Origin of the sequence: Labrenzia sp. C1B70 (assembly GCF_000475395.1) — a bacterium.
GTDB classification, from domain to species: domain Bacteria; phylum Pseudomonadota; class Alphaproteobacteria; order Rhizobiales; family Stappiaceae; genus Roseibium; species Roseibium algicola.
This window is the reverse complement of sequence record NZ_AXCE01000003.1, coordinates 164,035-190,466: the sequence shown is the minus strand read 5'-3', so window position 1 is coordinate 190,466 and position 26,432 is coordinate 164,035. Positions and strand designations below refer to the sequence as shown.

Here is a 26,432-nt window from a genome sequence, read left to right as displayed (position 1 = left end):
GATTTCGGCCGATAGTCCAATCCGCCGATTAGTGAATCTGACTTTTGGCAACATTAAGTAACATTTGTCATTTCGTTGCAACAAAAGACGACAATGTTACGATTGTCTGGAGACAAGAATTGTCGAGAGGATCTCAGGCAAGCCGGACGTCGATTTTTCTGGACAGCATTCGGTCGACAAGCAGCGGGGGAACGGCGGAATTCACGACAACCGCGTCATAGTCACGAAGATCGTTGCCACCGTAAAAGGCCTTCTTGTCGAACATCCCATGGCTGGCAACCAGGATGATCCGCTTGGCCTTTTCCTGCATCGCATTCCGAACGGCCAGGTCTTCTTCTGTCTCGTAGAAGGTCTTTTCCTCGAAGATCGCATCCGCAGAGACAATCGCCGCATCCGCATCGATGTCATTGATTTCGCGGATTGTTTGCGGACCGTGGAAACAGCCAGACCAGGATTTGAAAGTCCCGCCGAGCCCGATGAGAGAAATATCGGGAAGTTCGCGGAAATCGTTCATCAGATCGAGGGAGTTGGTCACGATGGTGAGCGGCACCTTGCTGGCGAGGTACCTGGCTGTGTGCCTCAGGATCGGGGAGCCTGCGAGAAAAACGGTCTGGCCGGGTTGGATCAAATCTGCAGCGGCCGCTGCGATCGCCTGATAGTCGCCGGCGTCAGTTGCCGTGGTATCAGCCGGTTCAGCTAAACCAGCAGCACTGGTTCTGGAGGTGATCACACCGCGGGACTTCGAGACAAGCCCGTCCTCGACCAGCGTGTCGATATCGCGATGGACCGTCATCAGGCTGATGCCGAAGCGTTTCGAAATCTCGTCGATGCGCGCACTCTGGCGGCTGTTGACGTAGTCGGCGATCAAACGCCTGCGCGCAATCTGGCGCGCCTGTCGGCTGTCGGTGGGAAGGTTGGCCCGGTTTCCGGGGGAACTGGTGTTGTCCGATGCCACGCTGTGTCGCTTCTGCTGCTGCTCGATCAGCTTCACTTAACGTCAAAGTCTGAATTTGGCAAAGTGGCAGCGTTGCGGTCCGGTTGCCCGGAAAAAAGCGGAGGCACCTTGCGATGCCTCCGTCAGGTGGGGAGGTATTATTGGGTCAGGGTGAAGGCTGCCGTGACCTTGTCGACGTTGTCGGCCGTGATCAGCACGCAATCGAAGAGCTGCTTTTCGCTTTCCGCGCCGGTGGAGCCGGTCTTGATGTACTTGTCGGCCTGGCGGATTGCTTCAGCGGAGAAGACAGCAACCGGCTGCAGCACGGTGTACTGAAGTTCGCCAGCACGGATGGCAGCAACCGCGTCCGGCGAACCGTCAAAGCCACCGACTTTCACCTGGTCAAGCTTGCCGGCTTCCTTCAAGGCAGCGATGGCGCCGAGAGCCATTTCATCGTTGCCGGAAATGACGCCGATGATGTCCGGATTGGCCTGAAGCATGGACTGCATCTTCTGATAGCCCTGGGTACGGTCCCAGTTGGCGACTTCCTGTGCTGCCTTTTCCAGATCCGGGTACTGGGTCAGCACGGTTTCGAAACCGTTGGAACGGGTTGCTGCGTTGTTGTCGGACGGCGCACCGAAAAGCTCGACGTATTTGCCCTCTTCACCAACCGCTTCCACCCACTGCTGCGCACCGATTGCAGCGCCCTGGGCGTTGTTGGAAACGAGCTGTGCCTGGGCAAGGCCTTCCTGGTTGATTTCAGCGTTGATGAGGAACACCGGAATGCCGGCGGCCACGGCCTTCTTCACCGCGCCAACAGAACCGTCTGCATTGGCCGGGTCGAGAATGATTGCCTTGGACTGGTTGGTGATCGCGGTGTCGATCAGGGTGCTTTCGGTGTTGGTGTCACCTTTATGGGCGCTGACCTGTGCCTCGTAACCGAGCTCTTCCGCAGTCGCCTTTGCAACATGGCCTTCGGTGTACCAGTAGGGGTTGGCCGGGTCGTTGACGATGATCGAGATCAGGCCGTCGGCAAGAGCCGGGCTTGCAATCATCGGCAGGACGGCGGCAGCGGCAAGCAGGGTCCGTCTGGTAAATTTCAACATCGAGTATTCCTCCCTTAGCGTGAATGGGGGTCGCCAATTGGCGGGTATTCCCGCTCCCTAAGTCCTCCGGGAGCGGCGAAATCTGTTCGAGGCAGTGGCTATTTCTTCCGCGCGCTGCCGTATTGGATGGAGTTCATCAGGACGGCGAGCACGATCACGGCACCGGTGAAGACGGTCTGCCAGTAGGACGAGACGCCGATGATCACGAGGCCGTCGGACAGGAAGCCGATGACGAAGGCACCCAGCATGGTGCCTCGGACGGTGCCTCGGCCACCGGTCAGGGCTGCACCGCCGATCACCACAGCAGCAATTGCGGTCAGCTCGTAGGTCGTTCCCGCGGTCGGGCCAGCGGATGTCAGCTGGGACGAGAGAACAAGACCTGCGATGGCCGCAAGAATGCCGGAGAGCGTATAGACCGACACCTGCACCTTCTTGACGGGGACGCCGGAAAGATCGGCCGCGTGGGCATTGCCGCCGGAAGCGTAGAGCCAGCGACCGAAGGCGGAACGGCTGAGCATCAGGCCGGCAACGATCGCAAGTGCCGCCAGCACCAGAACACTGATCGGTACGCCGAACAGACGGTTGAAACCAAGCCAGTCGAAACCGGTGTTTCCAAGCGAAGGATCGCCTGACAGGTTGTTGTAGGTGAGGCCGTTGGTCATCAACAGGGCGATGCCGCGGGCGACATACATGACGCCGAGCGTTGCCACGAAAGCCGGAACGCGGAACCAGGCGATCAGGATCCCGTTGACCGCGCCAACCAGCGCCCCGACGACACAAGTAATGACGACCACCGCCCAGACCGGCGGATAGACGATGACGCCGAAGGCATCCAGAACGATGCCCTGCATCTGGAAGCCGGCAATGACACCGGACAGGGCCAGAATGGAGCCGACCGAAAGGTCGATGCCGCCGTTCAGGATCACCAGCAGCATGCCGATGGCCAGAATGCCGTAGATCGCCACATGCGAGGACATGATCAGGAAGTTCCCGACCGTGAAATAATGCGGCGACAGGAACGAGAAAACGGCAATGATCGCGATAAGGGCGAAGAAAGCGCGGCCTTCGAGAAGGAGCCGTCCTATATTGTGCTCGCGGGACTGGCGGTTCTTGGCGACCGGTTGCGTGTTGGCGCTCGTAACGCTCATGATCTGATCTCCGTCAGGCGACCACGGCTTCGCCGGAGGCGGCCATGATCTTTTCCTTGCTGATGGTTGAATCGAATTCCGCCGAGATCCGGCCCCGGTGCATGACGATGATGCGGTGGGCGATGGACAGGCATTCGCCGACTTCCGAGGTCGAGTAGATGACGGCCAGACCTTCGCGGGCACGTTCGGCCAAGAGCCGGAACACTTCCGCCTTGGCGCCGATATCGATGCCGCGGCTTGGCTCGTCGAGCATGATCACCTTCGGCTCGGTGGCCAGGATCTTGCCGATCACGACCTTCTGCTGGTTGCCGCCAGACAGCGAGCCAATCGCCGCGTCCGGTCCGGAGGTCTTGACGGTGACCTTGCGGATGCTGGTTTCGATGAGATCGGATTCCAGCTTTCTGGACGTGAAGATGCCGCGCGTGAAATCCATGATGGAGGCAAGCGACAGGTTCTGGCCGACCGTCATTGTCTGGACGAGGCCGTCCTTCTGCCGATCCTCGGGTACAAGCGCGAGACCGTTGGCAATTCTCTGGCCGATAGAGAGGGGCGAGACATTGCCGCCGTTCAGGAGGATGTCTCCCGTCTCCTGCTTCAACCGCCCGGCGACGGTTTCCAGAAGTTCGGTGCGTCCGGCGCCCATCAATCCGTAGATGCAGACGATCTCGCCGGCTTTCACGTCAAGCGACAGGTCGTCGACCACGTTGTAATCCGCGCCTGACGGGTCGGCGACGGTCAGATTGCGAATGGAAAGGGCGGTTTCGCCAAATTCGTAACCGGTCGGTGGTGAGCCTAGATCATAGTTCTCGCCCACCATGTTGCGGACGATCCATTCCAGGTCGATGTCGCTGCGTGGCGCATAGGCGGTCATCACGCCGTCCCGCAGAACAACCGCGTGATCGGTGATCTGGAGCGCTTCTTCCAGGTGATGGGAAATATAGACGATGGAAACGCCGCGGCTCGTCAGATCGCGAATGACCTTGAACAGCACTTCCACTTCCGAGGCGGACAGGGCAGAGGTTGGCTCGTCCATGATCAGGATGCGGCTGTCATATGAAAGCGCACGGGCAATTTCGACGATTTGCTGCTGGCCGAGGCGCAGATCCTCAACCGGCGTCAGCGGGTCGATATCCTCTTCCAGCTCCACCATCAGCGCTCGCGTCTGGCGTTCTTCCTCCGCGAAGTCGACCCCCATCGGTCCGCGAATTTCACGGCCCATGAAGATGTTGTCCCGCACGGAAAGGTTCGGCGCCAGGCTCAGCTCCTGGTGGATGATGGAGATGCCTCTGTCCCGGGCTTCGGTAGCCGAGGCAAAGGTGATCGGTGCGCCATCCAGGATGATTTCACCCGTCGTCGGCGTCGTGATGCCGGACAGGATGCGCATCAAGGTCGACTTGCCGGCGCCGTTTTCACCGAAAAGGGTGGTGACCTGGCCACGGTGAATGTCGAAGTTGACGCCCTTCAGAGCCTGGATCGCACCGTAGGACTTGGCGACATTACGCGCGGCGAGCACGACTTCGTCTTCCACTGCGGCAACGGGATGGATCGCGTTCATCGAACGGTGACCTCCGTCGGTGTTACCAGCCAGTTCTTGGGATTGATCAGGCGGAACGCGCCGGTGACCTGAATGGTCTTGCCGGTGAGGGCGCTCGTGTCGAGGCCTTCAAGCACCACCTGCTTCATTGCCCGGTTGATGGCGGAAGCGGCGTTCTGATACTCGATCTGGTTCTTGAAATCGCCGAAGGCGATATCCCCCGGAACATCGCGAAGATCCGTGCCGTTGATGGCAGGACCCGTCTGGACGCGAACCCGGATTTCCGACGGCACACCGTCGATCGTGACGTTGTAAAGTCCCGACTTTCCTTCGCCGACGACACCTTCGAACTTCACCGGAATGATCGAGCCGGTAGACGAAGCCGTGCCGTAGGTTTCGGCCAGCTTTGCTTTGTCGGAAAGCGCCAGGGCTCCGATCTCGCTAGCTTCGACGGCCTTTTGTGCAACGAAGTCGCGAATACGCGGGAAAGTGTCCACGCCGTAGACGTCAGGTGAAAAAGCCTGTTGCCGAATGTCGCTCTCGGAGCCGACACGCACGACCTTGGTATCCAGGACTATGGCGCCGGCCACTACAGCGGCGATCGCGACCGCGATCCACTTTCCATAGCTGGGCTTCACGATTGAGGCGCCGCCGACTGCTGTTTCGACCTTGGCCATATCTTCCTCCGGCATGCAATTCTTGTTCGGCCGCGACAAGGCTTGCGGCCGGCATGTTCTTCTCGTGTCAGGAGCTGGATGTGTCGGACGCCCGTTAACCGCGCCCGTTCAGCACGTTCTTAGCGGCTATGCGCAACTGGATGTGCAAATGCCCGGTGCTGCGTGCGGCATTGATCCGCGATGCGCTTCCGGGCGGCCGCCATTTCTAACGTGAAAACCATTGCTCTCCTCCCAGTCCGCGCTTGCGCGGCTTTTTCGTTTGAGGGTCCCGTTCCTGCGAACGCTGCTCCCACCCTCGCACCGGGAGAAATGCCTGCTGCATGCCTCCCAATGACAATCACCCTAGATGAAATAAATTACTTTGTCAGTAAAAAAATACATGCATATGAGATAATAGTGTTATATATAGACTGCAGAAGCTTCGTCCCGAACGGCGCATGCAGGGCTGTGCAAACAGTCAGGATCTGCGAGAGTCCGGTCAGTTGAAGCTTTCTGGGAGGAATGAAATGCAAGCCGAAATAGCGGCTCTTGAGCATGGCTTGGGCGGTGGACGCCATCATGCATAAGGGCGACATTCTTATCGGAATCGACTCCGGCACGTCCGTGGTGAAAGCGGTGGCGTTCGACCTTTCAGGCACCCAGATTGCGGTGGCTTCGGTCACGAATGCCTATGACACCGGCGCCGGAGGTGCCGCGACCCAGTGCATGAGCCGAACCTGGCAGGACTGTGTCACAGCCCTGAAACAGCTTGGTAATCTGGTCGATGGCCTGAGCGGGCGCACTGTCGCGATCGGCGTGACCGCGCAGGGAGACGGAACCTGGCTGGTGGGGCGGGACAATGTTCCGGTCGGTGACGCCTGGCTTTGGCTTGATGCCCGTGCCGCACCTACTGTCAGCCGGCTGGAAGGAAATGCGCTGAACCGGGCCCGGTTCGAGGCAACGGGAACAGGGCTGAATACCTGTCAGCAAGGCGCCCAGCTTGCACATATGGACCGGTTTGATCCGGCAAGCCTGGACCGTGCGGAAGTCGCGCTTCATTGCAAGGACTGGCTCTACCTGAACCTCACGGGCGTCCAGGCAACGGACCCGTCCGAGGCTAGTTTCACCTTCGGCAACTTCCGGACCCGGCAATATAATGATGTGGCTATCGAAGCACTCGGCCTCAGGCACCGGCGGCATCTGCTGCCGGAGATCGTCGAGGGAACGGAAACGACCCACGGGCTGAGCGGTGCGGCCGCGAAGGTGACGGGCCTTCGGGCAGGGACACCGGTTTCGCTCGGCTACGTCGACATGGTGATGACAGCACTTGGCGCCGGTGTCTACACGGGCGAGGCGGATGCCGCCTGTTCGACGATTGGCTCCACCGGTGTGCACATGCATGCCAAGCCAGCCGAAGAAGTGCACCTCAATGCTGAAGGCACAGGTTATGTGATTGCGTTGCCGGTGCCGGGCATCGTTACCCAGGTGCAGACCAACATGGCGGCCACCCTCAATCTCGACTGGGTTCTCAACATTGCCGCGGACGTGATGCGCGGCATGGGACAGGATGTCTCTCACCGCGATCTGGTGTCCCACATCGAGGGCTGGCTTGCCGCCGGCAAGCCGGGCTCCATCCTCTATCACCCCTACATCTCTGAAGCCGGCGAACGCGGCCCCTTCGTCAATGCCAACGCCCGCGCCGGATTTACTGGGCTTTCCGCCGCAAATGGCTACGCGGATCTGGTGCGCGCGGTGGCGGAAGGTCTCGGTATGGCTGCCCGTGATTGCTACGCCGCAATGGGAGCACTTCCTTCCGAACTTCGGTTGACCGGAGGCGCGGCACGCTCCCCGGCACTGCGTCAGATACTGGCAGCCGCGGTGAACGCACCGGTTCGCGTCTCGGCCCGGGACGAGGCCGGAGCGGCGGGTGCCGCAATGATGGCGGCGGTTGCCACCGGCGTTTATCCGGACATGCGCAGCTGCATCAGCGAGTGGGTCACGCCCTTGCTTGGACAGGCGGAAGCACCCGATCCCGGCCTTGTCCGGTCCTACGAGGCTATTTTCCCGGTCTTTGCAGGTCTTCGCAGGGATCTTGCAGGCACATGGGACCTGCTCGCGAAACTGCGCACCGAAAGCCGCGACGAGACGGAAACTGCCAGCAGTGTCACCACAGGAGCATGAAATGACGAGCGAAACGCAGACGATCGATCTTTTGGTGATTGGTGGCGGCATCAATGGCGCCGGCATTGCGCGCGACGCTGCCGGCCGGGGATTGTCCGTCTGGCTCTGCGAAAAGGACGACCTTGCGCAAGGAACGTCATCCCGGTCGGGCAAGCTGGTTCACGGTGGTCTGCGGTATCTGGAATATTATGAATTCCGGCTGGTGCGCGAAGCCCTGATCGAGCGGGAAGTGCTCATGAATTCCGCCAGCCATATCATCTGGCCCATGCGCTTCGTGCTGCCACACAGCCCGGCAGACCGCCCGGCCTGGCTCGTGCGTCTCGGCCTGTTTCTCTACGATCACCTGGGAGGCCGCAAGAAGCTGCCGGGCACCCGGACGCTCGATCTGCACAGGGATCCGGAAGGCGCGCCGATCCTCGACAGTTACAAGCGCGGTTTCGAATATTCCGACTGCTGGGTCGACGATGCCCGCCTTGTTGTCATCAACGCATTGGATGCCTTCGAGAAAGGGGCCCGGATTCTCACGCGTACGGCTGTTGCCAGCGCGCGCCGCGACAACGGCGTCTGGCTGGCAACATTGCGCAACAGCGAAACCGGCGAAACGTCAACAGTTCGGGCCAGATGCATCGTCAACGCGGCAGGTCCCTGGGTATCCGATGTCATCTTGAACGTAGCCGGATCGAATTCCAGCCGGAACGTGCGGCTGGTCAAGGGAAGCCATATCGTCGTGCCGAAGTTCTGGCAGGGACAACAGGCCTATCTGGTTCAGAACGACGACAAACGGGTGATCTTCATAAACCCCTATGAGGGCGACAAGGCCCTGATCGGAACCACGGATATCGCTTATGAAGGCCGGGCCGAGGACGTGCAGGCCGAAGAATTCGAGATCGAATATCTGATCAAGGCCGTGAACAGGTACTTCAAGGCAAAGCTGCGCCGGTCGGATGTCCTGACGTCCTTCTCGGGTGTGCGTCCATTGTTCGACGACGGCAAGGGCAATCCGTCCGCCGTAACGCGCGACTATGTGTTCGATCTCGACATGACGGACAATGTCCCGCTTCTGAATGTCTTCGGCGGCAAGATCACGACTTTCCGCGAGCTGGCCGAGCGCGCGATGCACAAGCTTGACCGGATCTTCCCGCAGATGGGCGGCGACTGGACGGAAACCGCCACGTTGCCTGGCGGCGAAATTCCGAACGCTGATTTCGAGAGCTTTTCGGAAACGATGCGGGAGGCTTATCCGTGGATGTCGCGCGCCCTTTTGAAACACTACGGGCGCTGCTATGGGGCAAGGACCAGCCGGATAGTCGGCTCGGCCACCGCACTGGACGGGCTTGGCAGACACTTCGGCGCGCAACTCTATGAGGCCGAGGTGCGCCATCTCGTCAACGAGGAATGGGCGCAGACCGCTGATGACATCCTGACCCGGCGGACCAAACACGGCTTGCACCTGAGCGCGGATGAAAAAGCGGCCTTTTCAAGCTGGTTCAACGCCGAATACGCCGCACGCGCCGCCTGATATCCGGCTCGGACGCCTGCCATTTCCCCCGACGACTGGACACTTCATGCCCCTGACGCTTTCGCTCAACACAAACCCGCTGGTCAATCGCTACGCGGATCCCGCGGATCTGATCGAGACGGTCGCTCACGACCTGAAGATCCGCGACCTGCAGTTGACGCACGAGTTCATCAACCCCAGCTGGCCGGCGCCCCTTATCCGGCGGTTGACGCGCGAGATGTCGGCGTCACTTGCCAGGACTGGGGTGCAGGTGACCAGCGGCATGACGGGGCCCTATGGTCGCCTCAATCATTTCGGCCATCCCGATGCCGATGTGCGGCGTTATTATGTAGACTGGTTCAAGACCTTCGCCGACATCATCGGCGATCTCGGAGGCGTTTCCGTCGGCACCCAGTTCGCGATATTCACCTACAAGGATTACGACGATCCGGTCCGGCGGGGCGACCTGATCAGGATCGCCATCGATTGCTGGGCAGAGGTTGCCGAGCACGCGAAGGGGGCGGGCCTGGAATATGTTTTCTGGGAGCCGATGAGCATTGGCCGGGAATTCGGCGAGACCATAGCGACCTGCCTTGCCCTTCAGGAGCGAATTTCGGCCACTCCGATGGCCATTCCGATGTGGATGATGGCCGATATCGACCACGGTGACGTGACCAGCTCAAATCCGGACGATTTCAACCCCTTTGCCTGGGCCGAAGCCGTTCCCCGGGTATCGCCGATCATTCACATCAAGCAGAGCCTTCTGGACAAGAGCGGCCATCGACCCTTCACGGCGGAATTCAACGCCCGTGGCCAGATCCATCCCGAGCCGCTTCTGGAAGCTTTGGCGAAAGGCGGCGCCGAGGACAATGAGATCTGCCTGGAACTCAGCTTCAAGGAGCGCGAGCCAAATGACCGCCAGGTCATTCCGCAGATCGCCGAGAGTGTTGCTTTCTGGGCACCTCATATCGATACGGGCCAGCAGGATCTCAACATCTAGCTGATCGCGTCTTCGGCTATTTGCCAACGGGCTTGCGGTAGCAAGGCCCCGATATCTAAGCTATTGAAATCAGGTGACCGTCGCGGTTCGGCTGGCGGCTGCAAGCGGCATTGCGAAATATTGGGAAGGTACGCAAGGTGAGGGATATCGACCCGGAGGAATCGCTCGCGACGCGGGCTGCCTGGCTGCATTACGCCGGTGGGCTGACACAGGCGGCCGTGGCAAAGCGGCTCGGGGTTGCCTCGGTCAAGGCGCACCGGCTGATCGCAAAGGCGGCTGCCGAAGGGGTGGTGAAGGTCTCCATTGATGGCGCGATCATCGAATGCGTCGAGCTGGAAGACAGCCTCTGCGACCGCTTCGGCCTCGAATTCTGTGATGTCGCACCGGATCTGGGCGAGCCCGGCATGCCGCTGCGGGCTCTGGGCCAGGCCGGTGCGGATTTCATCCGCCGGGAAATCGAGCGCAAGGAGCACAAGGTCATTGGCCTTGGCCATGGCCGGACGCTTTCCAACGCTGTTCGTCTTATGAGCCGCATGGATGCAGGCGGTGTCCAGTTCGTTTCCCTGCTCGGCGGATTGACCCGCAACTTTTCCGCCAATCCATACGACGTCATGCATCGCCTGGCCGAAAAGACGGCGGCGAGCGCCTTTGTCATGCCGGTGCCCTTCTTTGCCAATTCGTCGGAAGACCGGGAGGTGCTGCTCGCGCAGCGCGGGGTTCAGGACGTGTTCGACATGGCGAACGCAGCCGATATCAAGCTCGTCGGGATTGGCACCGTCGAGCCGCAGGCGCAGCTGGTCTCGTCCGGCATGATCGAACTCAGTGAGATCCAGGAAATCAAGGCCGGTGGCGGTGTCGGTGAAATGCTCGGCCATTTCTTCGATGCCAGTGGACGGACACTGGAAACGACCCTGACCGCCCGCACGCTTGCGGCCACTCTGGATGAACGGGCCGACAGTCAGATCATCGCGATTGCAGGTGGCCCTGAAAAGATCGAGGCCATTCGCGCCATCTTGCGCAGCGGGCGCCTGCGTGGCCTCATCACCGACGAGACCACCGCGCATGCCCTGACCGGAGAGTGACCGGTCAGGATGCGCAGACGGCTTGATCAGCCGGCCAGAGACTTCGCCATGCGGGCAATCCCTTTTGTCGTGATGCCGAATTCCTCGTAGAGGCGTTCGGCCGGCGCAGAAGCTCCGAAGCCTCTCAGGCCGATGACATTGTCTTCACTGCCGACATAACGGGCCCAGCCAAGTTTTCCCGCGGCCTCGATGGCAATGCGCGGGGCGGTACCGAGAACTTCGGCGCGGTAAGCGTCCGGCTGGGCGTCGAACAGTTCCCACGACGGCATCGATACGACCGCAACGGCCAGTCCATCGGCTGCCAGGCCCTCTGCTGCCTCGACCGCCAGTGCGACTTCGGTTCCGGTCGCGATCAGCGTGATGTCGCGGCCTTCTCCGAACTGGCGGATGACATAGGCACCGCGTGCCGTCAGGTTTTCTTCTGTCCGCTCCAGGCGCAGTTGCGGGACAGCCTGACGGGAAAGGGCCAGAAGGCTCGGTGCATTCTTGGAGCGAATGGCACAGTCCCAGGCTTCCAGCGTTTCGACCGTGTCTGCGGGTCGGAACACCGTCAGGTTGGGGATTGCCCTCAGCGAGAGGAGATGTTCGACCGGCTGATGGGTCGGGCCGTCTTCGCCAAGACCGATGGAATCATGTGTCATGACATAGATGGAGCGCAGCCCCATCAGGGCCGAGAGGCGAATGGCGTTCCTTGCATAGTCGGAAAAGACAAGGAAAGTGCCGCCGTAGGGCAGAAAGCCGCCATGCAGCGCGAGTCCGTTCATGGCTGCCGCCATGGCAAATTCACGAACTCCGTAACCGATATAACGGCCGGACGCTTCCCGCGAAAACTGGCTGTTGACCGCAGGAACGCGGGTCAGGTTCGACCCGGTCAGATCGGCTGATCCCCCGATCATTTCCGGCAGGGCCGGGGCAAGGGCTTCCAGGGCCATCTGGCTTGCCTTGCGGGTGGCCGCGGACCTGGGCTCTGAAAAGAGGCTGTCACGCGCACTGGAGACCGCTGCCTCATAGCCTGCCGGCAAGGTGCCGCTCACGCGTCTTTCGAATTCGCGGCGCTTGTCTTCAGGCGCACCTGCCAGCCGGCCTTCCCAGGCCTCGCGGCTGTCCTGGCCACGTGTGCCGATCTTTTTCCAGCTGTCGGCGAGATCATCCGGAATGGTGAAAGCAGGAGCCGTCCATCCGAGAGCTTTCTTGGTCGCGTCCGCTTCGTCCTTGCCAAGCGCCGCGCCATGTACACCGGCGGTGCCCGCCTTGTTGGGGGAGCCAAAGCCGATCACCGTTTTCAGGGCGATCATCGAGGGTTTTTCGGTGGCTGCCTTGGCTGCGGTCAGTGCGGCGTCGACTGCAGAACCGTCATGTCCGTCGCACGTTTGCACATGCCAGCCACAGGCTGCGAAGCGGGCCGGAACATCCTCGGAAAAGGAAACGCTGGTTGGGCCGTCGATGGTGATGGAATTGTCGTCGTAGAGTACGATCAGTTTGCCAAGGCCCAGATGACCGGCAAGGCTGATCGCTTCCTGACCAATGCCTTCCTGAAGGCAGCCGTCACCGACGATCACATAAGTATTGTGATTTACGAGATCATCACCGAACTCATCTGCAAGACGCCGTTCGGCCAAGGCCATGCCGACGGCGGTCGCAATCCCCTGGCCAAGAGGGCCGGTGGTGGTTTCGACGCCTTTGGCGTGACCATGCTCGGGATGACCTGCGGTTATCGAGCCCCACTGCCGGAAATTTCGGATCTCCTCGATCGTCATGTCTTCATAGCCGCACAGGTGCAGCAGGCTGTAGAGGAGCATGGAGGCATGACCGTTTGACAGCACAAAACGGTCCCTGTCCGGCCAGTCCGGCGTTTTCGCGTCAAACTTCAGGTGTTTGCGAAACAGCACGGTCGCTGCATCCGCGAGACCCATGGGCGCGCCCGGATGTCCGGAAGCGGCTGCCTCGACGGCATCTATGGACAACGCCCGAATACAGTTGGCGAGTTTGAAATTTTCCGGGTCCAGGGCTGCTTTCGACGATAGAAATGTGTCTGTAGTCATGAGGTCCTCCTCTGCGCTTACGGCATAGGCGTAGCGGAGGATGTCACAAAAATAAATCACAAAATCACAAAATAACTTTGATTTTGTGATTTTGTGATGTTAGGTATCAAGTATCCGGTGAACGCCGGACGAGGAGGATTTGCGTGAAACGCGAAGAACGAAGACAGGCGATCATGGATCTGCTCGTGGAGCACAGGGAAGTCGATCTCGACGACCTTGCGGAGCGATTTGCCGTCTCGAAAATGACAATTCACCGGGATCTGGACGAGCTCGAACAGGCCGGCGTGCTGCGCAAGGTGCGCGGAGGTGCCACTGCGGATTCAGGAACGCAGTTCGAAAGCGACTTCCGCATCCGGGCCCGCCAGGACGCGGCCGCGAAGGAGCGGATGGCCCGTGCGGCGCTCGAGCTGATCGAACCCGGCATGACCGTGATGATCAACGACGGTTCGATGGCCGCAGTGCTCGGTTCAATGCTGCCGGAAAAGCGGCCGCTGACGGTCATCACCAACAACGCCGCCATTCTCGATGGTTTGCGGGATGAGCCCGGCATAACCCTATTGGGCCTCGGCGGCGTCTATTCGGCCAAGTTCAACGGCTTTTTCGGCGTCGTTACCGAAGCGGCGCTGTCGCAGTTGCGCGCGGATATCGCTTTCGTGTCGACCCCGGCCGTAGCGGACCTGAAGGCCTTTCACATGGACGACAACGTCGTTCGTTCCAAGCAAAAGATGATGGGTGCCGCGTCTCGGCGCTGCCTGCTCGTCAATCACACGCGTTTCGGACGCACCGCACTTCATACCCTCGCCGATCTGGATCGGTTCGACTGGATCATCACGGATGACCAGCCGGCCGGAGATGCGGCGAAGGAAATCGAGGCTGCGGGGCTCAAGCTGATGATCGCAAAGGACTGAGCGAATGGCTGCCCTCACCGGAAAATGGGTCGGTACGAGCTGGAAAATGAACAAGCTGCTGGCGGATGCCAGACGGTTTGCGGACGGGCTTGTCACGTCCGACGCGGATCGGGATCCCCGGATCCAGCGGTTTGTCATCCCTCCCTTCACCGCGGTGCGCGAAGTGAAGGCGATGCTCGCAGGCACATCGGTGAAGGTCGGCGCGCAGAACATGCACTGGGAAGATGCAGGCGCGTGGACGGGAGAAGTCTCGCCGCTCATGCTGACCGATTGCGGTCTCGACATTGTCGAACTTGGGCATTCCGAACGGCGCAGTTTTTTCGGTGAAACCGATGAGACCGTGGGCCTGAAGACCGAAGCGGCCGTGCGTCACGGGCTCGTTCCGTTGATCTGCATCGGTGAAACGCTGGCGGAAAAAGAGGCCGGACAGGCAAAGGCGGTGCTCGAGGCGCAGGTTCGCGCGGCTCTTGGCAATCTGTCCGATGGGCAGAAACAGGCCGAGATCCTGCTTGCCTATGAACCGGTCTGGGCAATCGGCGTCAATGGTGTGCCGGCAACGTCGGACTATGCCGACGCTCGCCAGGCGGAGATCATTGCCGTTGCCGAGGACGTTCTCAACCGGCGTATCCCCTGCCTCTATGGCGGGTCGGTCAATCCCGGAAACTGCGAAGAGCTCATTTCCTGTCCTCATGTGGACGGGCTGTTCATCGGGCGATCCGCCTGGGAAGTCGAGGGTTATCTCGACATTCTCGCCAGGTGCTCGTCGAAACTCGGAGAGGTTTGACATGAAACTTGCAATTGCGGGCGACAGTGCAGGCGAAGGCCTTGCGAAACTGCTGGCGGACTACCTGAAGGATCGTTTCGAGGTCGACGAGATCTCCAGAACGCCCGAAGGGCCGGATGCGTTTTATGCCAATCTGTCCGAGCGTGTTGCCAGCCAGGTGATCTCCGGTGCCTACGACCGGGCGATCCTGGTATGCGGAACCGGTATCGGAGTGTGCATTGCCGCCAACAAGGTGCCGGGCATTCGCGCCGCACTGACCCACGACACCTACTCCGCCGAGAGGGCAGCCCTTTCCAACAATGCCCAGATCATCACCATGGGCGCGCGTGTGGTTGGCCCCGAACTCGCCAAATCCATCGCCGACGCCTTCCTGAAGGAAACATTCGACGTCAACGGTCGTTCTGCTAGCAATGTTGACGCGATCAATGCCGTCGATTCGAAGTATCATGCGGTCTGATCGAAATTGCTGACCTGAGGAATGATGAGACCATGCTGAGACTTCCGAACGATACGGACGTGAATGCCGAAACGCTGCAAGCGTATCTGGCAAGACAGCATGGGGCGAGCGATACCGCCGCCGTTCTTCAGGCCATTGCGGATGCGACCGGCGTTCTGGCAGACAGGCTTGCCGCAGGCCGGTTGCCGGGGGACCCCGGCGAGGTCGTCGGCACCAATGAAAGTGGCGACAAGCAGAAGGCACTCGACGTCGGTGCCCATCTTCACATGGTCGAGGTGTTGCGGGCAGCGGGTGTCCGCCAGCTTCTTTCGGAAGAAGCCGAAGAGATTATTCTTCTCAATCCGGAAGGCACGCTCGACGTTGCCATCGACCCCATCGACGGGTCCGGCAGTATCGGAACAGGCGCTCCGCTCGGGACCCTGTTCTCGATCCTGCCGGCATCGGACCAGGGTTTTCTGTGCACAGGCAGATCCGTCATTGCGGCGGGATATGTTTCGTTTGGCCATTCCACAGACCTGGGGTTCAGCCTGGGCAACGGCCTTCACCTTGCAGTCTTCGACCGCGCTACGGGCGTGTTCCGCATGTTGCGGGAGAACCATCAGGTGCCCGCAAAATCAAGAACACTTGCCTTCAACGCTTCCAACGCCCGTCATTGGCCGGATGCGGTCCGGCGCTTTTCAGATGACGTTCTGAAAGGCAAGGAGGGGCGTCTTGGCGAAAACTACAACATGCGCTGGCTGGCCTCCGCGGTTGGCGAATTTCACCGGATCCTGCTTCAGGGCGGTTTGTTCTTTTATCCCGGCGACCGGCGGCCCGGCTATGAGAACGGGCGCCTGCGTCTGGTCTATGAAGCGGTCCCGATCGCGTTTCTGATCGAGCAGGGCGGCGGCAAGGCGACGGACGGGCAAACTCCTATCCTCGACCTGATGCCCGAGAGCCTGCACCAGAACATTCCGTTGATTTTCGGGTCACCCGAAAACGTCGACATGTTCATTACCTATTGCACGGACAACACCTAAGGAGCTTTTGATGGCCCGCATCACTTTGCGTCAGCTGCTGGATCACGCAGCTGACAACGGCTACGCTGTGCCTGCGTTCAACATTTCCAACATGGAACAGGGCATGGCTGTCATGCGCGCCGCGGCCGATTGCGATGCGCCGGTCATCCTGCAGGCAAGCAGGGGCGCACGGGCCTACGCCGGTGACAGGGTGCTTGCCTGCCTGATTGATGGTTTCGCCGAAACCTATCCCGATATTCCCGTCTGCATGCATCTGGACCACGGCAACAACCTGGCAACCTGCGTGACGGCTATCCAGCATGGCTTCACCTCCGTGATGATGGACGGGTCGCTGGAAGCGGATGGCAAGACGCCTGCCAACTATGCCTACAACGCGGGCATCACCCGGCAGGTCGTGGACATGGCTCATGCGGCCGGTGTTTCGGTGGAAGGCGAACTTGGCGTGCTCGGCTCGCTCGAAACCGGAATGGGGGATCAGGAAGACGGGCATGGCGCGACCGAAAAGCTGAGCGAAGACCAGCTCCTGACCGATCCGGCAGAGGCTGAACGCTTCGTTGCCGACACGGGTGTCGATGCGCTTGCCGTTGCCATGGGCACCAGCCACGGCGCCTACAAGTTCACGCGCAAGCCGGATGGCAGCGTTCTGGCAATGAACGTGATCGAGGCCATTCACGCCCGACTGCCGAACACGCACCTCGTCATGCACGGATCGTCTTCGGTGCCGGAAGATCTCCAGGAAATCATCAATTCCTACGGCGGTGATATTCGCCCGACCTGGGGCGTTCCGGTCGAGGAAATACAGCGTGGCATCAAGAGCGGTGTGCGCAAGGTGAACATCGACACCGACAACCGCTTGGCAATGACGGCAGCCGTACGCAAGGCCCTGACGAACGATCCCTCCGAATTCGATCCACGCAAATACCTGAAGCCAGCCATGGAGTTGATGGCGCAGGTGTGCCGCGACCGTTTCGAGGCTTTCGGAACAGCCGGAAACGCCAGCCGCATTCGCCCGCTGCCGCTGGAAGCGATGGCACAGCGCTACAACTGAACATCACGCGTTATTGGCCTGGCCAAACTAGGTTTTTCGAATGATATCAACGAGTTACGTCAGTTCTGCGCGGAGCCAGGCGATCAACTGGTCGACGGCATTGTGCCGCGACTGTTTGGTGCCTCGGTAAACCGAGATTTCGCTTGGTCTCTTCAGGGCAACATCACAGATGGAGCGCAACTTGCCTTCGTCGACCAGGCCGTCCACCGTGCGCTTCCAGCCGAGGGCAACACCCTGACCGGCAACGGCGGCCTGAAGAACAAGCGGGTAACTGTCGAAATAGATGACCTTCTTGTGGGCGGATCGCGGAACGCCGACAGCTTCGAACCAGTCCGGCCAGTCGAACCAGTCCTGTGGCACCACACGGTGCGACAGGAGCGGCAAGGTGGAGACCTCTTGCGGTGTCAGCGGCAACGAAACGTCTTTCAAGAGCGCCGGAGCGCAGACCGGGAAGATCTCGTCGGACGCCGTGAACACCAACCGTGCCGCTCCGGCCGCCCGCCCGGTGGTCTGAAGGGCGACGTCAAATGGTTCGCGAGCTTCCGTTAGGGGTTCCAACGCGCTGACCAGTTGAAGCTGGATTTCAGGATGTGCCGCATGGAAACCCGAGAGACGCGGCATCAGCCAGTAGAAGGCTTCGCATAGCTGGCATCGCAGGACGATGGTATCTGGATCGCCTGTCCCGCGAATGGCGGCAACTTCCGTGCGGATTGCCCTGAGTGCTTCTCCGACAACCTGGCCCAGGCGTTTTCCTTCCTCGGTCAGGAACACCGCGCGGTTGCGCCGCTCGAACAGGCGGACACCCAGTTCCTCTTCAAGCTGACCAATTTGCCGGCTGATGGCCGTCTGGGTCAGGCCGAGTTCATCGGCCGCGCGTGTGAAACTTTCATATCGCGCAGCGGCCTCGAACGGTTTCAGGCGGGCCAGTGAGAGGTCGTCCTTATGCATGCGTTTCAGTCATGTATTTCTCGAAATTTCTCATTTTTACAACGGTAGGCAACATGTTTCCATGCTGAAATGATATCTTTATTTCTGCCGAAACAACAAGCTGGATCGCTCCTTGCCGGGATCATTTCGATTACCGGAGCAGTGCTGTTGCTGTCCTTGTCCGATGCCTTGGTCAAACTGAACAGTGGCGGTATCGCGCTCGGGCAGTTGCTTCTGGTCCGCTCTCTCGTTGCAGCCATTCTGCTTGGGCTGGCATTCGCGTACACCGGGCGCCCATCGAAGCCCCTTCTTGCTGCAAACGCCTGGGTCTGGACGCGCAGCGTTTGCCTTGCGCTGATGTGGGGCTGTTACTACGCCGCATTGCCGCTGATGCCGCTGTCACTTGCGGCAGCCTGCTATTACACCGCTCCCCTGTGGATGACCATTCTGACATCTGTCTTTCTGGGAAGGCCTGTCGGTGCAAAAGGCACGGTTTCAATTGTCCTTGGGATGGCGGGAGTTGTCATGCTCCTGCGGCCGGGAATTGATGACATGTCTGCGGCAGTGGTCTTGCCCTTGCTGGCAGGCTTCTTTTATGCGCTTGCGGCAGTCGTCACGTCGGCCAGGTGCCGGAAGGAGGCTCCGCTGGCAATGGCGTTCAACCTGAACCTGGTGCTTGCCTTGGCGGGTGGTGTCTATGTGCTGGGGCTTCATCTCTTTTCCGTCCCTGCCGGGGCAGGGTTCCTGCTGAGCGCCTGGCCAGCTCTTTCAGCTGCTGCCTGGGGTCTTCTGATCCTGCTGGGTCTGCTGCTTGCCTTCATTACGGTGGCCGTTGCATTTGCCTATCAGTTGGCACCAGCACCTCTGATCGGGCTTTTCGACAATGGTTATCTCGGTTTCGCGGTGGTTTGGGGTGTCGTCTTCTTCGCGGATATGCCAGACAGGGCAGACTTGGCCGGCATACTCCTCATCGGGTGTGCCGCGTTCCTCGCCTCACTGCCTCTTGCCGCAACCCGCCGCTGCCTGACCCCAAGGGAGAGTTGAACGTGTCTCTGGAAACCTGGCTTGCCTACACACTCGCTTGTGTCGTTCTGACCATCATTCCGGGACCGAGTGTCATGCTGGTTGTCGGGCAAACCTTGATGCGCGGCAAAACCGCTGCTGTGATGTGCATACTCGGCGACGTTGTCGGAAGTATCGTTTTGACAGGCCTTTCCTTCGCAGGTGTCGGCGCCATTCTGGCCGCGTCCACGGTGCTGTTCCAGATCGTGAAATGGACAGGCGTCGTCTATCTCGCCTGGCTGGGGTACAGCCAGATCAGGGAGGCACATCGCGACAGCGTTTCCCTTGAACCGGGCGTACGCACCGGGTCCGCGTGGGGCAGCTTCTGGGCAGGTACCCTGACGGCTATCTTCAATCCCAAGGCGATCGTCTTTTACATGGCCTTCCTCGCCCAGTTCATCGACCCGGCCGCGGACATGACGGTTCAACTCGTTGTGCTGACGCTGACCTCGAGCGTTGTCGTCATGGTGCTTCTGGCGGGCTATGCGTTGATCGCCGCGCGTGCGCGCAAACTTTTTCAGACACGCCTCGCCCGGCGCCGCATGGGCTATGCCGGGGGCGGGTTCATGATTGGTGGAAGTGCCTTGATGGCGGTAACGCGCTGAAGCAGCACCGTCCGCCGGAACGGTCAGTCGTCCCGGGCTTCGGCTTCACGGCGTTCAAACGACACCAGCGAACCGTCCGGCAGAACCTGGTGAATGTCGATGGGCGCGCCTGTCTCGTCCAGCTCCACGAGGCCGATCCCCGACGCGTTCAGGATCCGGCGGCCATGTGGCGTTCCAACGGGTTTGCGCGGAATGACACGCATACCACGGCGCTTGGTGAACCAGTTCAGCGGCGAACGGGGTGAAAAAGCCCATCGGTTGCCGCGATCCAGGATCTTGATCAGCTTGTCCGGCCATTTGTTCTTTATCCCGCTGCTGCAGATCTGCCAGATCTTCGGACCGTCGTCGGTCGCACCGGACAGGCTCGGTGCGGTCTGGCGCAGTTCGACATCATAGACGAACGAGTAGTGCACATCGCCGGAGAGGATGACGAAGTGCTGGGGGGTGCCGCGGTGACCGAACACATTCAGGATCGCACTGGCGGTTCCCGAATGCGCCATCCAGTATTCCGCGTCGACAGTCAGCGGCTTGCCGGCCAGCGTGAACATCTTCTGCACCGTTTCGATCAGCTTGACGCCGAAGATCGGGGCAGCGGACACAAGCAGAACGGCGTCCTTGCCTTTCAGGTGGGTCTGAAGGTCGGTGGCCGCTTCCCAGTCCAGAAGGCCAGACGGATTATGCGCATTGCGTTCTGACCGCCAGCGCCGCGTACGCGTGTCCAGAACGATCAACGGCGGGGACGTCTGCCACTGGTAGTCCCACTCCTCGTACTCCAGCAGCGTGGTGATCGCGGTCTCATGCGCCTCGGAACCGGGATCGGCAAGGGCGGCCTGCACGGGCGGAAGAATGTCCGGACCGATCGTGCGTGCCCGGTTTCCCCAGGCCTGGTTCAGAGCATAAGCGACCAACGCATTGCCGATAACCCGGCGCGACAAGGGATGGCTGTAAGCGGCCTGCTCCCACGCAAGCGACAGGTTCCAGTCGTCGGTGATGTCGTGATCATCAAAAATCATCGCCGTCGGAAGATGCGCCATGACCCGTCTGCAGGCAGGCAGATCAGCCCGGAAATCCTTTAGCGTTACCGTCTCTTCTGCGTACATCTCCGCGTCCTTGGCCTCCAGGCCTTCCGGCGCTTTCAGCTCCGGCATGCCTTGCCAGGACGCCGGCGACCAGACCAACAGATACATGGCCAGCATTTCGCCAAGTGTGACGAGGTGGTTGCGGGCGTGCTGGGTTGTGAAAACCGGTTTTTCGGTGCCTCCGAACAGGACGTCGAACACGGTCTTGTTCTTGTAGACCCGGGGCAGAAGCGTGTCGCGGTGATAGAGCAGGTTGCCGACATTCCGCAGTTCGTTGCCCGACGCCGGCAGGTCAGGCTCAACGCCGTCCAGCGGTTCGTCCGGCAGGCCCAGTTTTTCGACAAGCAGGCTGATTGCCTGCAACATCGGTCCGGCAACGTCGTCGGCATAAACCTGGTCACCGCTCATCACGAGCAGCGATGGCAAGGCGGGACTGCTGGCTGTGGTTTCGCCCTCAGGGCCGAGGGCCTGCCTCAGGACAAGGTCGGCTCCGGCAAGGCCGTCAGGGGTTCGCGCATGCGGCTTGCGGCAGGACCCGTGAAACAGGGAGGTGATACGGTCCGGCACCTTGAAACAGGGCAGGTCACGTCCCGGATAGCAGAGATCGGGCGCCCACACCTTGTGATCCTGCCACGCTGTCCCTGCTTCACCAGTCGGCTTGACGCTCAGGCGATAGGAAATCAGGACATCGATCGGCAGCGAAGTGCCCAGTTCGATATCGACGAGATGATAATAGAGGCTCTCTCCGGCCTTCAGAATCTGCCAGTCCTGGTCACCGGTTTCATATGTCTGGTTGAGGTCCGGCTGTGCTTCGGGGAAAAACTCAAATCGAACATCGCAATGTCGGGATGTGGCGAGCCAGACGCTAACGTTGTTCGCCGTGACATGGCGCAGGATCGGTCCCGCCAGGACTATCGGGAGACCGGCTCCAACTGTCATTCTGAACTCCTCATCCGTCTGCCAAACACACACGGTGTGAGTGCTCAACTGTCTTCGTCATTCTGATCTTGTCGACGTAGACATATGAACTGCAGCGCCTGCATCCAAGTGCCTGCAGAAGACGGATTGCCCCGCGACATTGTTCGCGGGGTTGAGAGTTTCAGGAAACCGGAAGAAGAAATGCTCCCGAATGGGCAGGCTTCAGCCTTTCACGCCCGAGGAGATCATGACGGCTTCCGTCACCTTCTTCTGGAAGATCAGATAGGCAACGGCGACGGGCATGGCACCCAGAAGCGCGACGGACATCAGACGGGCGTAATAGACGCCAAAGGCATCGTTCACCTGGGTGATCCCGACCGGGATCGTCATCTGGTTCTCCGTTGTGATGACGAGGAAAGGCCAGAGAAACTGGTTCCAGGCCATGATGAAGGTGATGATTGCCAGAGCGGTCGTGATGCCCCAGTTGAGCGGCAGGTAGATCCTGAACAGCAGCGTATAGTCACCGCCGCCATCCAGGACGACGGCCTCGCGCATTTCCTTCGGTACGGCGTCAAAGAACTGCTTGTAGACGATGATCACCACCGGAACGATGAGCTGCGGCAGGATGATGCCGGCCCAGGTGTTTATCAGGCCCATGTCGTTCATCAGGATGAACTGCGTCACCACAAGCGCCTGCGAGGGCACCATGAAACTGGCGAGCACCACGCCATAAAGCAGCCTCCGGCCGGGAAACCGCATCTGGGAAATGGCATAGGCGCACATCATGCCGGAGACAATGACAACCAGAGTGATGATCACGGATGTGCCGATGGAGTTCCAGTACCAGTTGAGCAGCTTGGTATCGAACAGAACGTCGATGTAGGAGGTCAGGTTGAACTCGTCGGGAATGACACCCGCGCCTTCGCTGACGACCCTTTCCTCGGTGCGGATCGAGGTGATGAACGCCCAGTAGAGAGGGAAGATCCAGATGGCCGCCGCCAAGAGGCTGCCGATGCCCAGAACCCAGTTTTCCAGTTTGCGGGTCTTCATTGCTTGTTCCCTCCCGCACGCAGCAACTGAAACTGCAGCACCGACACGACCACGATCAGCACAAACAGAACAAGGGCGATGGCAGAGGCATAGCCGCCGTGGTTCAACTGGAAGGCTTCCCGGTAGACCATCAGAAGCAGAACGTAGGACGAATTGAACGGCCCACCGGACGACAACAGGTAGATCTGGTCGAAAATCTTGAGCTGCAGGATCAGCTGAAGGGTTAGGACAAGAGCGGTTACCGGCCAGAGCAGGGGCCAGGTGACCTTGGTGAACAGTTGCCAGCGTGTCGCCCCGTCCAGTGCCGCTGCTTCATAATAATCGCTGGAGATGTTTCGAAGGCCCGCGATGAACAGAAGCACGTTGAAGCCATTGGTCCACCAGATGGTCACCGTGGCGACTGTCGGCATGACCCAATAGGGGTTCTTGAAGACAGGTACCGGTTTGCCGGTAAAAAATGCGAACACCGGCTGCAGCACGCCAAACTGGAAGTCCAGCATCCAGGCCCAGATTTGCGTCACCACCGACACGGGCAGAATGTAGGGAAGAAAGAAAAGCGCGAGGATCAGCGCCTGAAGCGGCCCCTTGAGGCGCGTGATCATCATTGCAATGGCAAGGGCCAGTGCGGTCGTTGGAACGACGGTCAGGAGAACGAAATAACCGTTGTTCTTCAGAGATGTATAGAAGAGGTTGTCGGTAAGCAGCCGTTTGAAATTGGCAAGGCCGACCCATTCCCCCGGACCGATCAAAGGCGCGTTGGTAAAGCTCAGCTCGATCATCCGGATCGTCGGATAGAGAAAGACCAGCACGAAGGTCAGGACAAAGGGCGCGATGAGCGTCATGGCGACCGCCACTTCCCTGCGCCGGTTGGTAATCATGGCCACTTGAGTAATCGTCCTTTTCTCGCCGTAGGAGACGCCAGCCGCATACGGTGTGCGTGCGGCAGGCGTCCCGGGCAAAGCCTTCGTCTATTGAAGCTTCGACTGAAGCTCGTCTTTCATCTGCTGTGCTGCCTGTGCAGGCTCCAGATAGCCATGCATGGCGGGCGAGATGATGTTGATGGCTGCATCATAGACAGGCGAGGCCACCCCTGCGATCGGCGACCTTGGGTCGTAGGCCGCGGTTTCGGCGAGTGACGAATAGGTGGCGTTGGGTTCCATTTTCCCGAATTCATCGCTGGTCGCGACAGGCTTGTAGGCTGGAATATGTCCTGCCCCGGCCCAGGAGATCGAGTTCTTCTCCATCCAGCCGATTGCGGTCATCACCGCCGCGCGTTTTTCCGGGCTCATTTCCGTTCCCTGAGGAATGGCGAAGGCGTGGGAGTCCGCCCAGGTGGCCGTGGTTCCAAGCAGCGTCGGAATTTGTACCGCACCCCAGTCGAACCCGAGCGTTCCCTTTTCCGCCATGTCGACCATGGTCGGCACTTCCCAGACGCCGTTCATGTGAAAAGCGGCCTTGCCGGACGTGAACAACGCAACGGAGGCTTCGTATTCGGCCTGCTCCGGCTGCCAGCCCTGCTTGTGCCAGTTGGTCATGATCTCGATGGCATTGGCGGCCTTGTCCAGATTGTCGCCTGCCAGAACCTCGCCATCGGTGATCAGCTCGCCGCCTTGCTGCTTGAGCAGGGTGAAGAAGACCCGATAGGTGCCGCCGTCGTCACCCGTTGCGTAGGAAACGGGCGCTTCGGAGCCGTTTTCCTTGGCAAGCGCAAGCGCTTCCTCGAAATCGGCGAGGCTTTCAATGCCGGTCAGGTTTCCCTGGTCATCGAGGAAGCGGGATCCTTCGAAATAACTCTTGTTTACGTAGAGCACGATCGCGTGGATATCGAACGGCACTGCGTGGAGCTTGCCGTCCGCATCGCTCGCGGCGGCAATGGCCGCCGGGAAGAAGTCATCCTTGCTGAGACCGGCAGCGGCAAGATCGTCATCACTGATCACGTCCAGCACATTTTCCTCAAGCCCGAGCGGCATGCGCGACAGGTGATAGGTCATCACGTCCGGGCCCTGGCCAACGGCAACGGAAGTGCGCACCTTGGTGTAGAAGGGCACGCCCCATTCCAGAGTGGTTCCGTTGATCTTGATGTCCGGATGCTCTTCGTTGAAGCGTGCGATCAACGCTTTCATGCGAACGCCGTCCCCACCGCTCAGAAAGTCCCACCAGGTGATGTCCTGCTGGGCAAATGCCGGCAGGCTGGCAAGGCTCATCACCCCCGCTGCCAGAAGTGTCTTAAGGTATTTCATCGACTCTTCCTCCCGTATGAAAAACCGGCATTTCCCATCAAGGCCGGTTCAAAGGTACCAGGCAGACAGAAGGTCTACCGAATACGCTGGTCCTGCTCGTTGAAGACCAGAACCTGTTCCGGTGAGCAGGTGAGCTTGATTGCCTCACCGCCCCCGGCATGGCGGCTGCCGCGCCATTCAACGACGATCTCGCGGCCGTCCGGCATATGCGTGTGCAGGTAGGAAACACCTCCCAGGTCCTCCGCCATTTCCACGGTCACGGGAATGCCCGTGTCCGCGCTGGTCAGGTGTTCCGGACGCAGTCCGACGGTGACCCGGCTGTCGGCCGAAAGATCACCGGAAACTTTCGCCAGCAGGACTGCGTCCGTTCCGTTGATGGCAATGCGCAGGCAATCGCCTTCCCGGCCGAGCACTGTTGCCGGCAGAAAGTTCATGGCCGGCGATCCGATGAAACCGGCGACGAATTTGTTGTCGGGGTCGTCGTAGAGATCAAGCGGCTTTCCGGCCTGCTGCACGACGCCCTGTTTTAGGACGAAGATCCGGTCTGCCAGTGTCATGGCCTCCACCTGATCGTGGGTGACATAGATCATCGTCGCGCCGATCTGCTTGTGCAGCCGGGCAAGTTCCAGCCGCATCTGGACACGCAATTCCGCATCCAGGTTCGAAAGAGGCTCATCGAACAAAAACACCTTGGGCTGGCGCACGATCGCCCGTCCGATCGCAACCCGCTGACGCTGGCCGCCGGACAGTTGAGACGGTTTCTTCTGCAGCTGTTCCTCAAGCTGGAGGATGCGGGCCGCTTCCACCACCTTGTTGTGCACGTCCTGTTTCGGTGCCCGCTTCAGACGCATGGAAAAGGCCATGTTCTCGAAGACGGAAAGATGCGGATAAAGTGCATAGGACTGGAAGACCATGGCAACGCCGCGTTTGGCCGGTTCCTGCAAGGTCACATCGGTGCCTTCGATCGAGATCTTGCCGCCGCTTGTGTCCTCGAGGCCTGCGATCATCCTCAGCAATGTCGATTTTCCGCAACCGGAAGGACCGACAAAGACCGCGAATTCACCCGTCGGAATGTCCATGCTGACATCATGGATCACCCCGACCGGGCCGAAGACCTTGCGTATGTTGCGAAGCTGAACCCCCATTGCATGGAT

General features: G+C 60.0%; 23 protein-coding genes. 11 read left to right on the top strand and 12 right to left on the bottom strand.

The features are described 5' to 3' along the window. Positions 1 to 133: 133 nt before the first annotated feature. The 5 genes from Q666_RS37730 to Q666_RS37710 form a co-directional block, all read right to left on the bottom strand. Positions 134 to 991 carry a DeoR/GlpR family DNA-binding transcription regulator gene (locus Q666_RS37730; protein ID WP_023001438.1) on the bottom strand — a complete coding sequence of 286 codons (858 nt, stop codon included), beginning with the start codon at positions 989 to 991 and terminating at the stop codon, positions 134 to 136. A 101-nt stretch (positions 992 to 1,092) separates the two neighbouring features. Beyond that, positions 1,093 to 2,040, bottom strand: coding sequence for a D-ribose ABC transporter substrate-binding protein (locus Q666_RS37725; protein WP_023001437.1), 948 nt, complete (start codon positions 2,038 to 2,040; stop codon positions 1,093 to 1,095). 98 nt (positions 2,041 to 2,138) lie between these two features. Continuing rightward, entirely contained in the window at positions 2,139 to 3,188 is a 1,050-nt protein-coding gene (locus Q666_RS37720; RefSeq protein WP_023001436.1) for an ABC transporter permease, read from the bottom strand. A gap of 13 nt (positions 3,189 to 3,201) precedes the next feature. Further along, positions 3,202 to 4,743, bottom strand: a complete 1,542-nt coding sequence (locus tag Q666_RS37715; RefSeq protein ID WP_023001435.1) for a sugar ABC transporter ATP-binding protein — start codon at positions 4,741 to 4,743, stop codon at positions 3,202 to 3,204. Continuing rightward, positions 4,740 to 5,399 carry a DUF2291 domain-containing protein gene (locus tag Q666_RS37710; protein WP_031269513.1) on the bottom strand — a complete coding sequence of 220 codons (660 nt, stop codon included), beginning with the start codon at positions 5,397 to 5,399 and terminating at the stop codon, positions 4,740 to 4,742. Before Q666_RS37710 ends, Q666_RS37715 begins: the two co-directional genes overlap by 4 nt. A gap of 555 nt (positions 5,400 to 5,954) precedes the next feature. Between Q666_RS37710 and Q666_RS37700 the strand changes: the two genes are divergently transcribed. The 4 genes from Q666_RS37700 (at position 5,955) to Q666_RS37685 (ending at position 11,139) form a co-directional block, all read left to right on the top strand. Continuing rightward, on the top strand, positions 5,955 to 7,559 hold the full coding sequence (locus tag Q666_RS37700; protein ID WP_353607749.1) for an FGGY-family carbohydrate kinase: 1,605 nt from the start codon (positions 5,955 to 5,957) through the stop codon (positions 7,557 to 7,559). A 1-nt stretch (position 7,560) separates the two neighbouring features. Then, positions 7,561 to 9,078, top strand: coding sequence for a glycerol-3-phosphate dehydrogenase (locus tag Q666_RS37695; protein ID WP_023001431.1), 1,518 nt, complete (start codon positions 7,561 to 7,563; stop codon positions 9,076 to 9,078). 46 nt (positions 9,079 to 9,124) lie between these two features. Continuing rightward, on the top strand, positions 9,125 to 10,057 hold the full coding sequence (locus Q666_RS37690) for a TIM barrel protein (RefSeq protein ID WP_023001430.1): 933 nt from the start codon (positions 9,125 to 9,127) through the stop codon (positions 10,055 to 10,057). A gap of 146 nt (positions 10,058 to 10,203) precedes the next feature. Beyond that, complete coding sequence (locus Q666_RS37685) at positions 10,204 to 11,139, top strand: sugar-binding transcriptional regulator (RefSeq protein WP_031269512.1); 936 nt, start codon at positions 10,204 to 10,206, stop codon at positions 11,137 to 11,139. Positions 11,140 to 11,165: 26 nt separating this feature from the next. Here Q666_RS37685 and tkt read toward each other — a convergent pair whose 3' ends face one another. Then, entirely contained in the window at positions 11,166 to 13,181 is a 2,016-nt protein-coding gene (gene tkt / locus Q666_RS37680; protein WP_031269511.1) for a transketolase, read from the bottom strand. Positions 13,182 to 13,324: 143 nt separating this feature from the next. Here tkt and Q666_RS37675 point away from each other — a divergent pair, with 143 nt between their 5' ends. From Q666_RS37675 to fba, 5 genes are read left to right on the top strand one after another with little or no spacing between them, the layout of a single operon-like run. Beyond that, on the top strand, positions 13,325 to 14,089 hold the full coding sequence (locus Q666_RS37675) for a DeoR/GlpR family DNA-binding transcription regulator (RefSeq protein WP_031269510.1): 765 nt from the start codon (positions 13,325 to 13,327) through the stop codon (positions 14,087 to 14,089). A gap of 4 nt (positions 14,090 to 14,093) precedes the next feature. Further along, positions 14,094 to 14,873: a triose-phosphate isomerase gene (locus Q666_RS37670; protein ID WP_023001426.1), complete on the top strand. Its 780-nt coding sequence runs from the start codon at positions 14,094 to 14,096 to the stop codon at positions 14,871 to 14,873. A gap of 1 nt (position 14,874) precedes the next feature. Beyond that, complete coding sequence (locus tag Q666_RS37665; RefSeq protein ID WP_023001425.1) at positions 14,875 to 15,330, top strand: RpiB/LacA/LacB family sugar-phosphate isomerase; 456 nt, start codon at positions 14,875 to 14,877, stop codon at positions 15,328 to 15,330. 32 nt (positions 15,331 to 15,362) lie between these two features. Further along, positions 15,363 to 16,349 (top strand): class 1 fructose-bisphosphatase, encoded by a 987-nt coding sequence (locus tag Q666_RS37660; protein ID WP_023001424.1) that lies wholly within the window; start codon positions 15,363 to 15,365, stop codon positions 16,347 to 16,349. Positions 16,350 to 16,359: 10 nt separating this feature from the next. Next, positions 16,360 to 17,397, top strand: coding sequence for a class II fructose-bisphosphate aldolase (fba, locus tag Q666_RS37655; RefSeq protein WP_023001423.1), 1,038 nt, complete (start codon positions 16,360 to 16,362; stop codon positions 17,395 to 17,397). 54 nt (positions 17,398 to 17,451) lie between these two features. Here the strand turns inward: fba and Q666_RS37650 are convergent, their stop codons facing one another. Continuing rightward, positions 17,452 to 18,345, bottom strand: coding sequence for a LysR substrate-binding domain-containing protein (locus Q666_RS37650; protein WP_023001422.1), 894 nt, complete (start codon positions 18,343 to 18,345; stop codon positions 17,452 to 17,454). 69 nt (positions 18,346 to 18,414) lie between these two features. Between Q666_RS37650 and Q666_RS37645 the strand changes: the two genes are divergently transcribed. Continuing rightward, positions 18,415 to 19,368, top strand: coding sequence for a DMT family transporter (locus tag Q666_RS37645; RefSeq protein ID WP_023014443.1), 954 nt, complete (start codon positions 18,415 to 18,417; stop codon positions 19,366 to 19,368). Positions 19,369 to 19,370: 2 nt separating this feature from the next. Further along, positions 19,371 to 19,991 carry a LysE family translocator gene (locus Q666_RS37640; protein WP_031269508.1) on the top strand — a complete coding sequence of 207 codons (621 nt, stop codon included), beginning with the start codon at positions 19,371 to 19,373 and terminating at the stop codon, positions 19,989 to 19,991. Positions 19,992 to 20,014: 23 nt separating this feature from the next. On the opposite strand, the gene Q666_RS37635 is transcribed toward Q666_RS37640, so the two are convergent. The 5 genes from Q666_RS37635 to Q666_RS37615 all read right to left on the bottom strand — a co-directional run bounded on the left by Q666_RS37635 (position 20,015) and on the right by Q666_RS37615 (position 26,423). After that, a complete protein-coding gene (locus tag Q666_RS37635) occupies positions 20,015 to 22,009 on the bottom strand; it encodes a hypothetical protein (protein WP_023001419.1) in 1,995 nt (664 codons plus the stop codon). Positions 22,010 to 22,210: 201 nt separating this feature from the next. Beyond that, positions 22,211 to 23,038, bottom strand: coding sequence for a carbohydrate ABC transporter permease (locus Q666_RS37630; protein ID WP_023001418.1), 828 nt, complete (start codon positions 23,036 to 23,038; stop codon positions 22,211 to 22,213). Continuing rightward, positions 23,035 to 23,916 carry a sugar ABC transporter permease gene (locus Q666_RS37625; protein WP_023001417.1) on the bottom strand — a complete coding sequence of 294 codons (882 nt, stop codon included), beginning with the start codon at positions 23,914 to 23,916 and terminating at the stop codon, positions 23,035 to 23,037. The genes Q666_RS37630 and Q666_RS37625 overlap by 4 nt, the downstream gene beginning before the upstream one ends. 90 nt (positions 23,917 to 24,006) lie before the next feature. Beyond that, a complete protein-coding gene (locus Q666_RS37620) occupies positions 24,007 to 25,278 on the bottom strand; it encodes an extracellular solute-binding protein (RefSeq protein ID WP_023001416.1) in 1,272 nt (423 codons plus the stop codon). A 74-nt stretch (positions 25,279 to 25,352) separates the two neighbouring features. Continuing rightward, positions 25,353 to 26,423 (bottom strand): ABC transporter ATP-binding protein, encoded by a 1,071-nt coding sequence (locus Q666_RS37615; protein ID WP_023001415.1) that lies wholly within the window; start codon positions 26,421 to 26,423, stop codon positions 25,353 to 25,355. Positions 26,424 to 26,432: the final 9 nt, after the last annotated feature.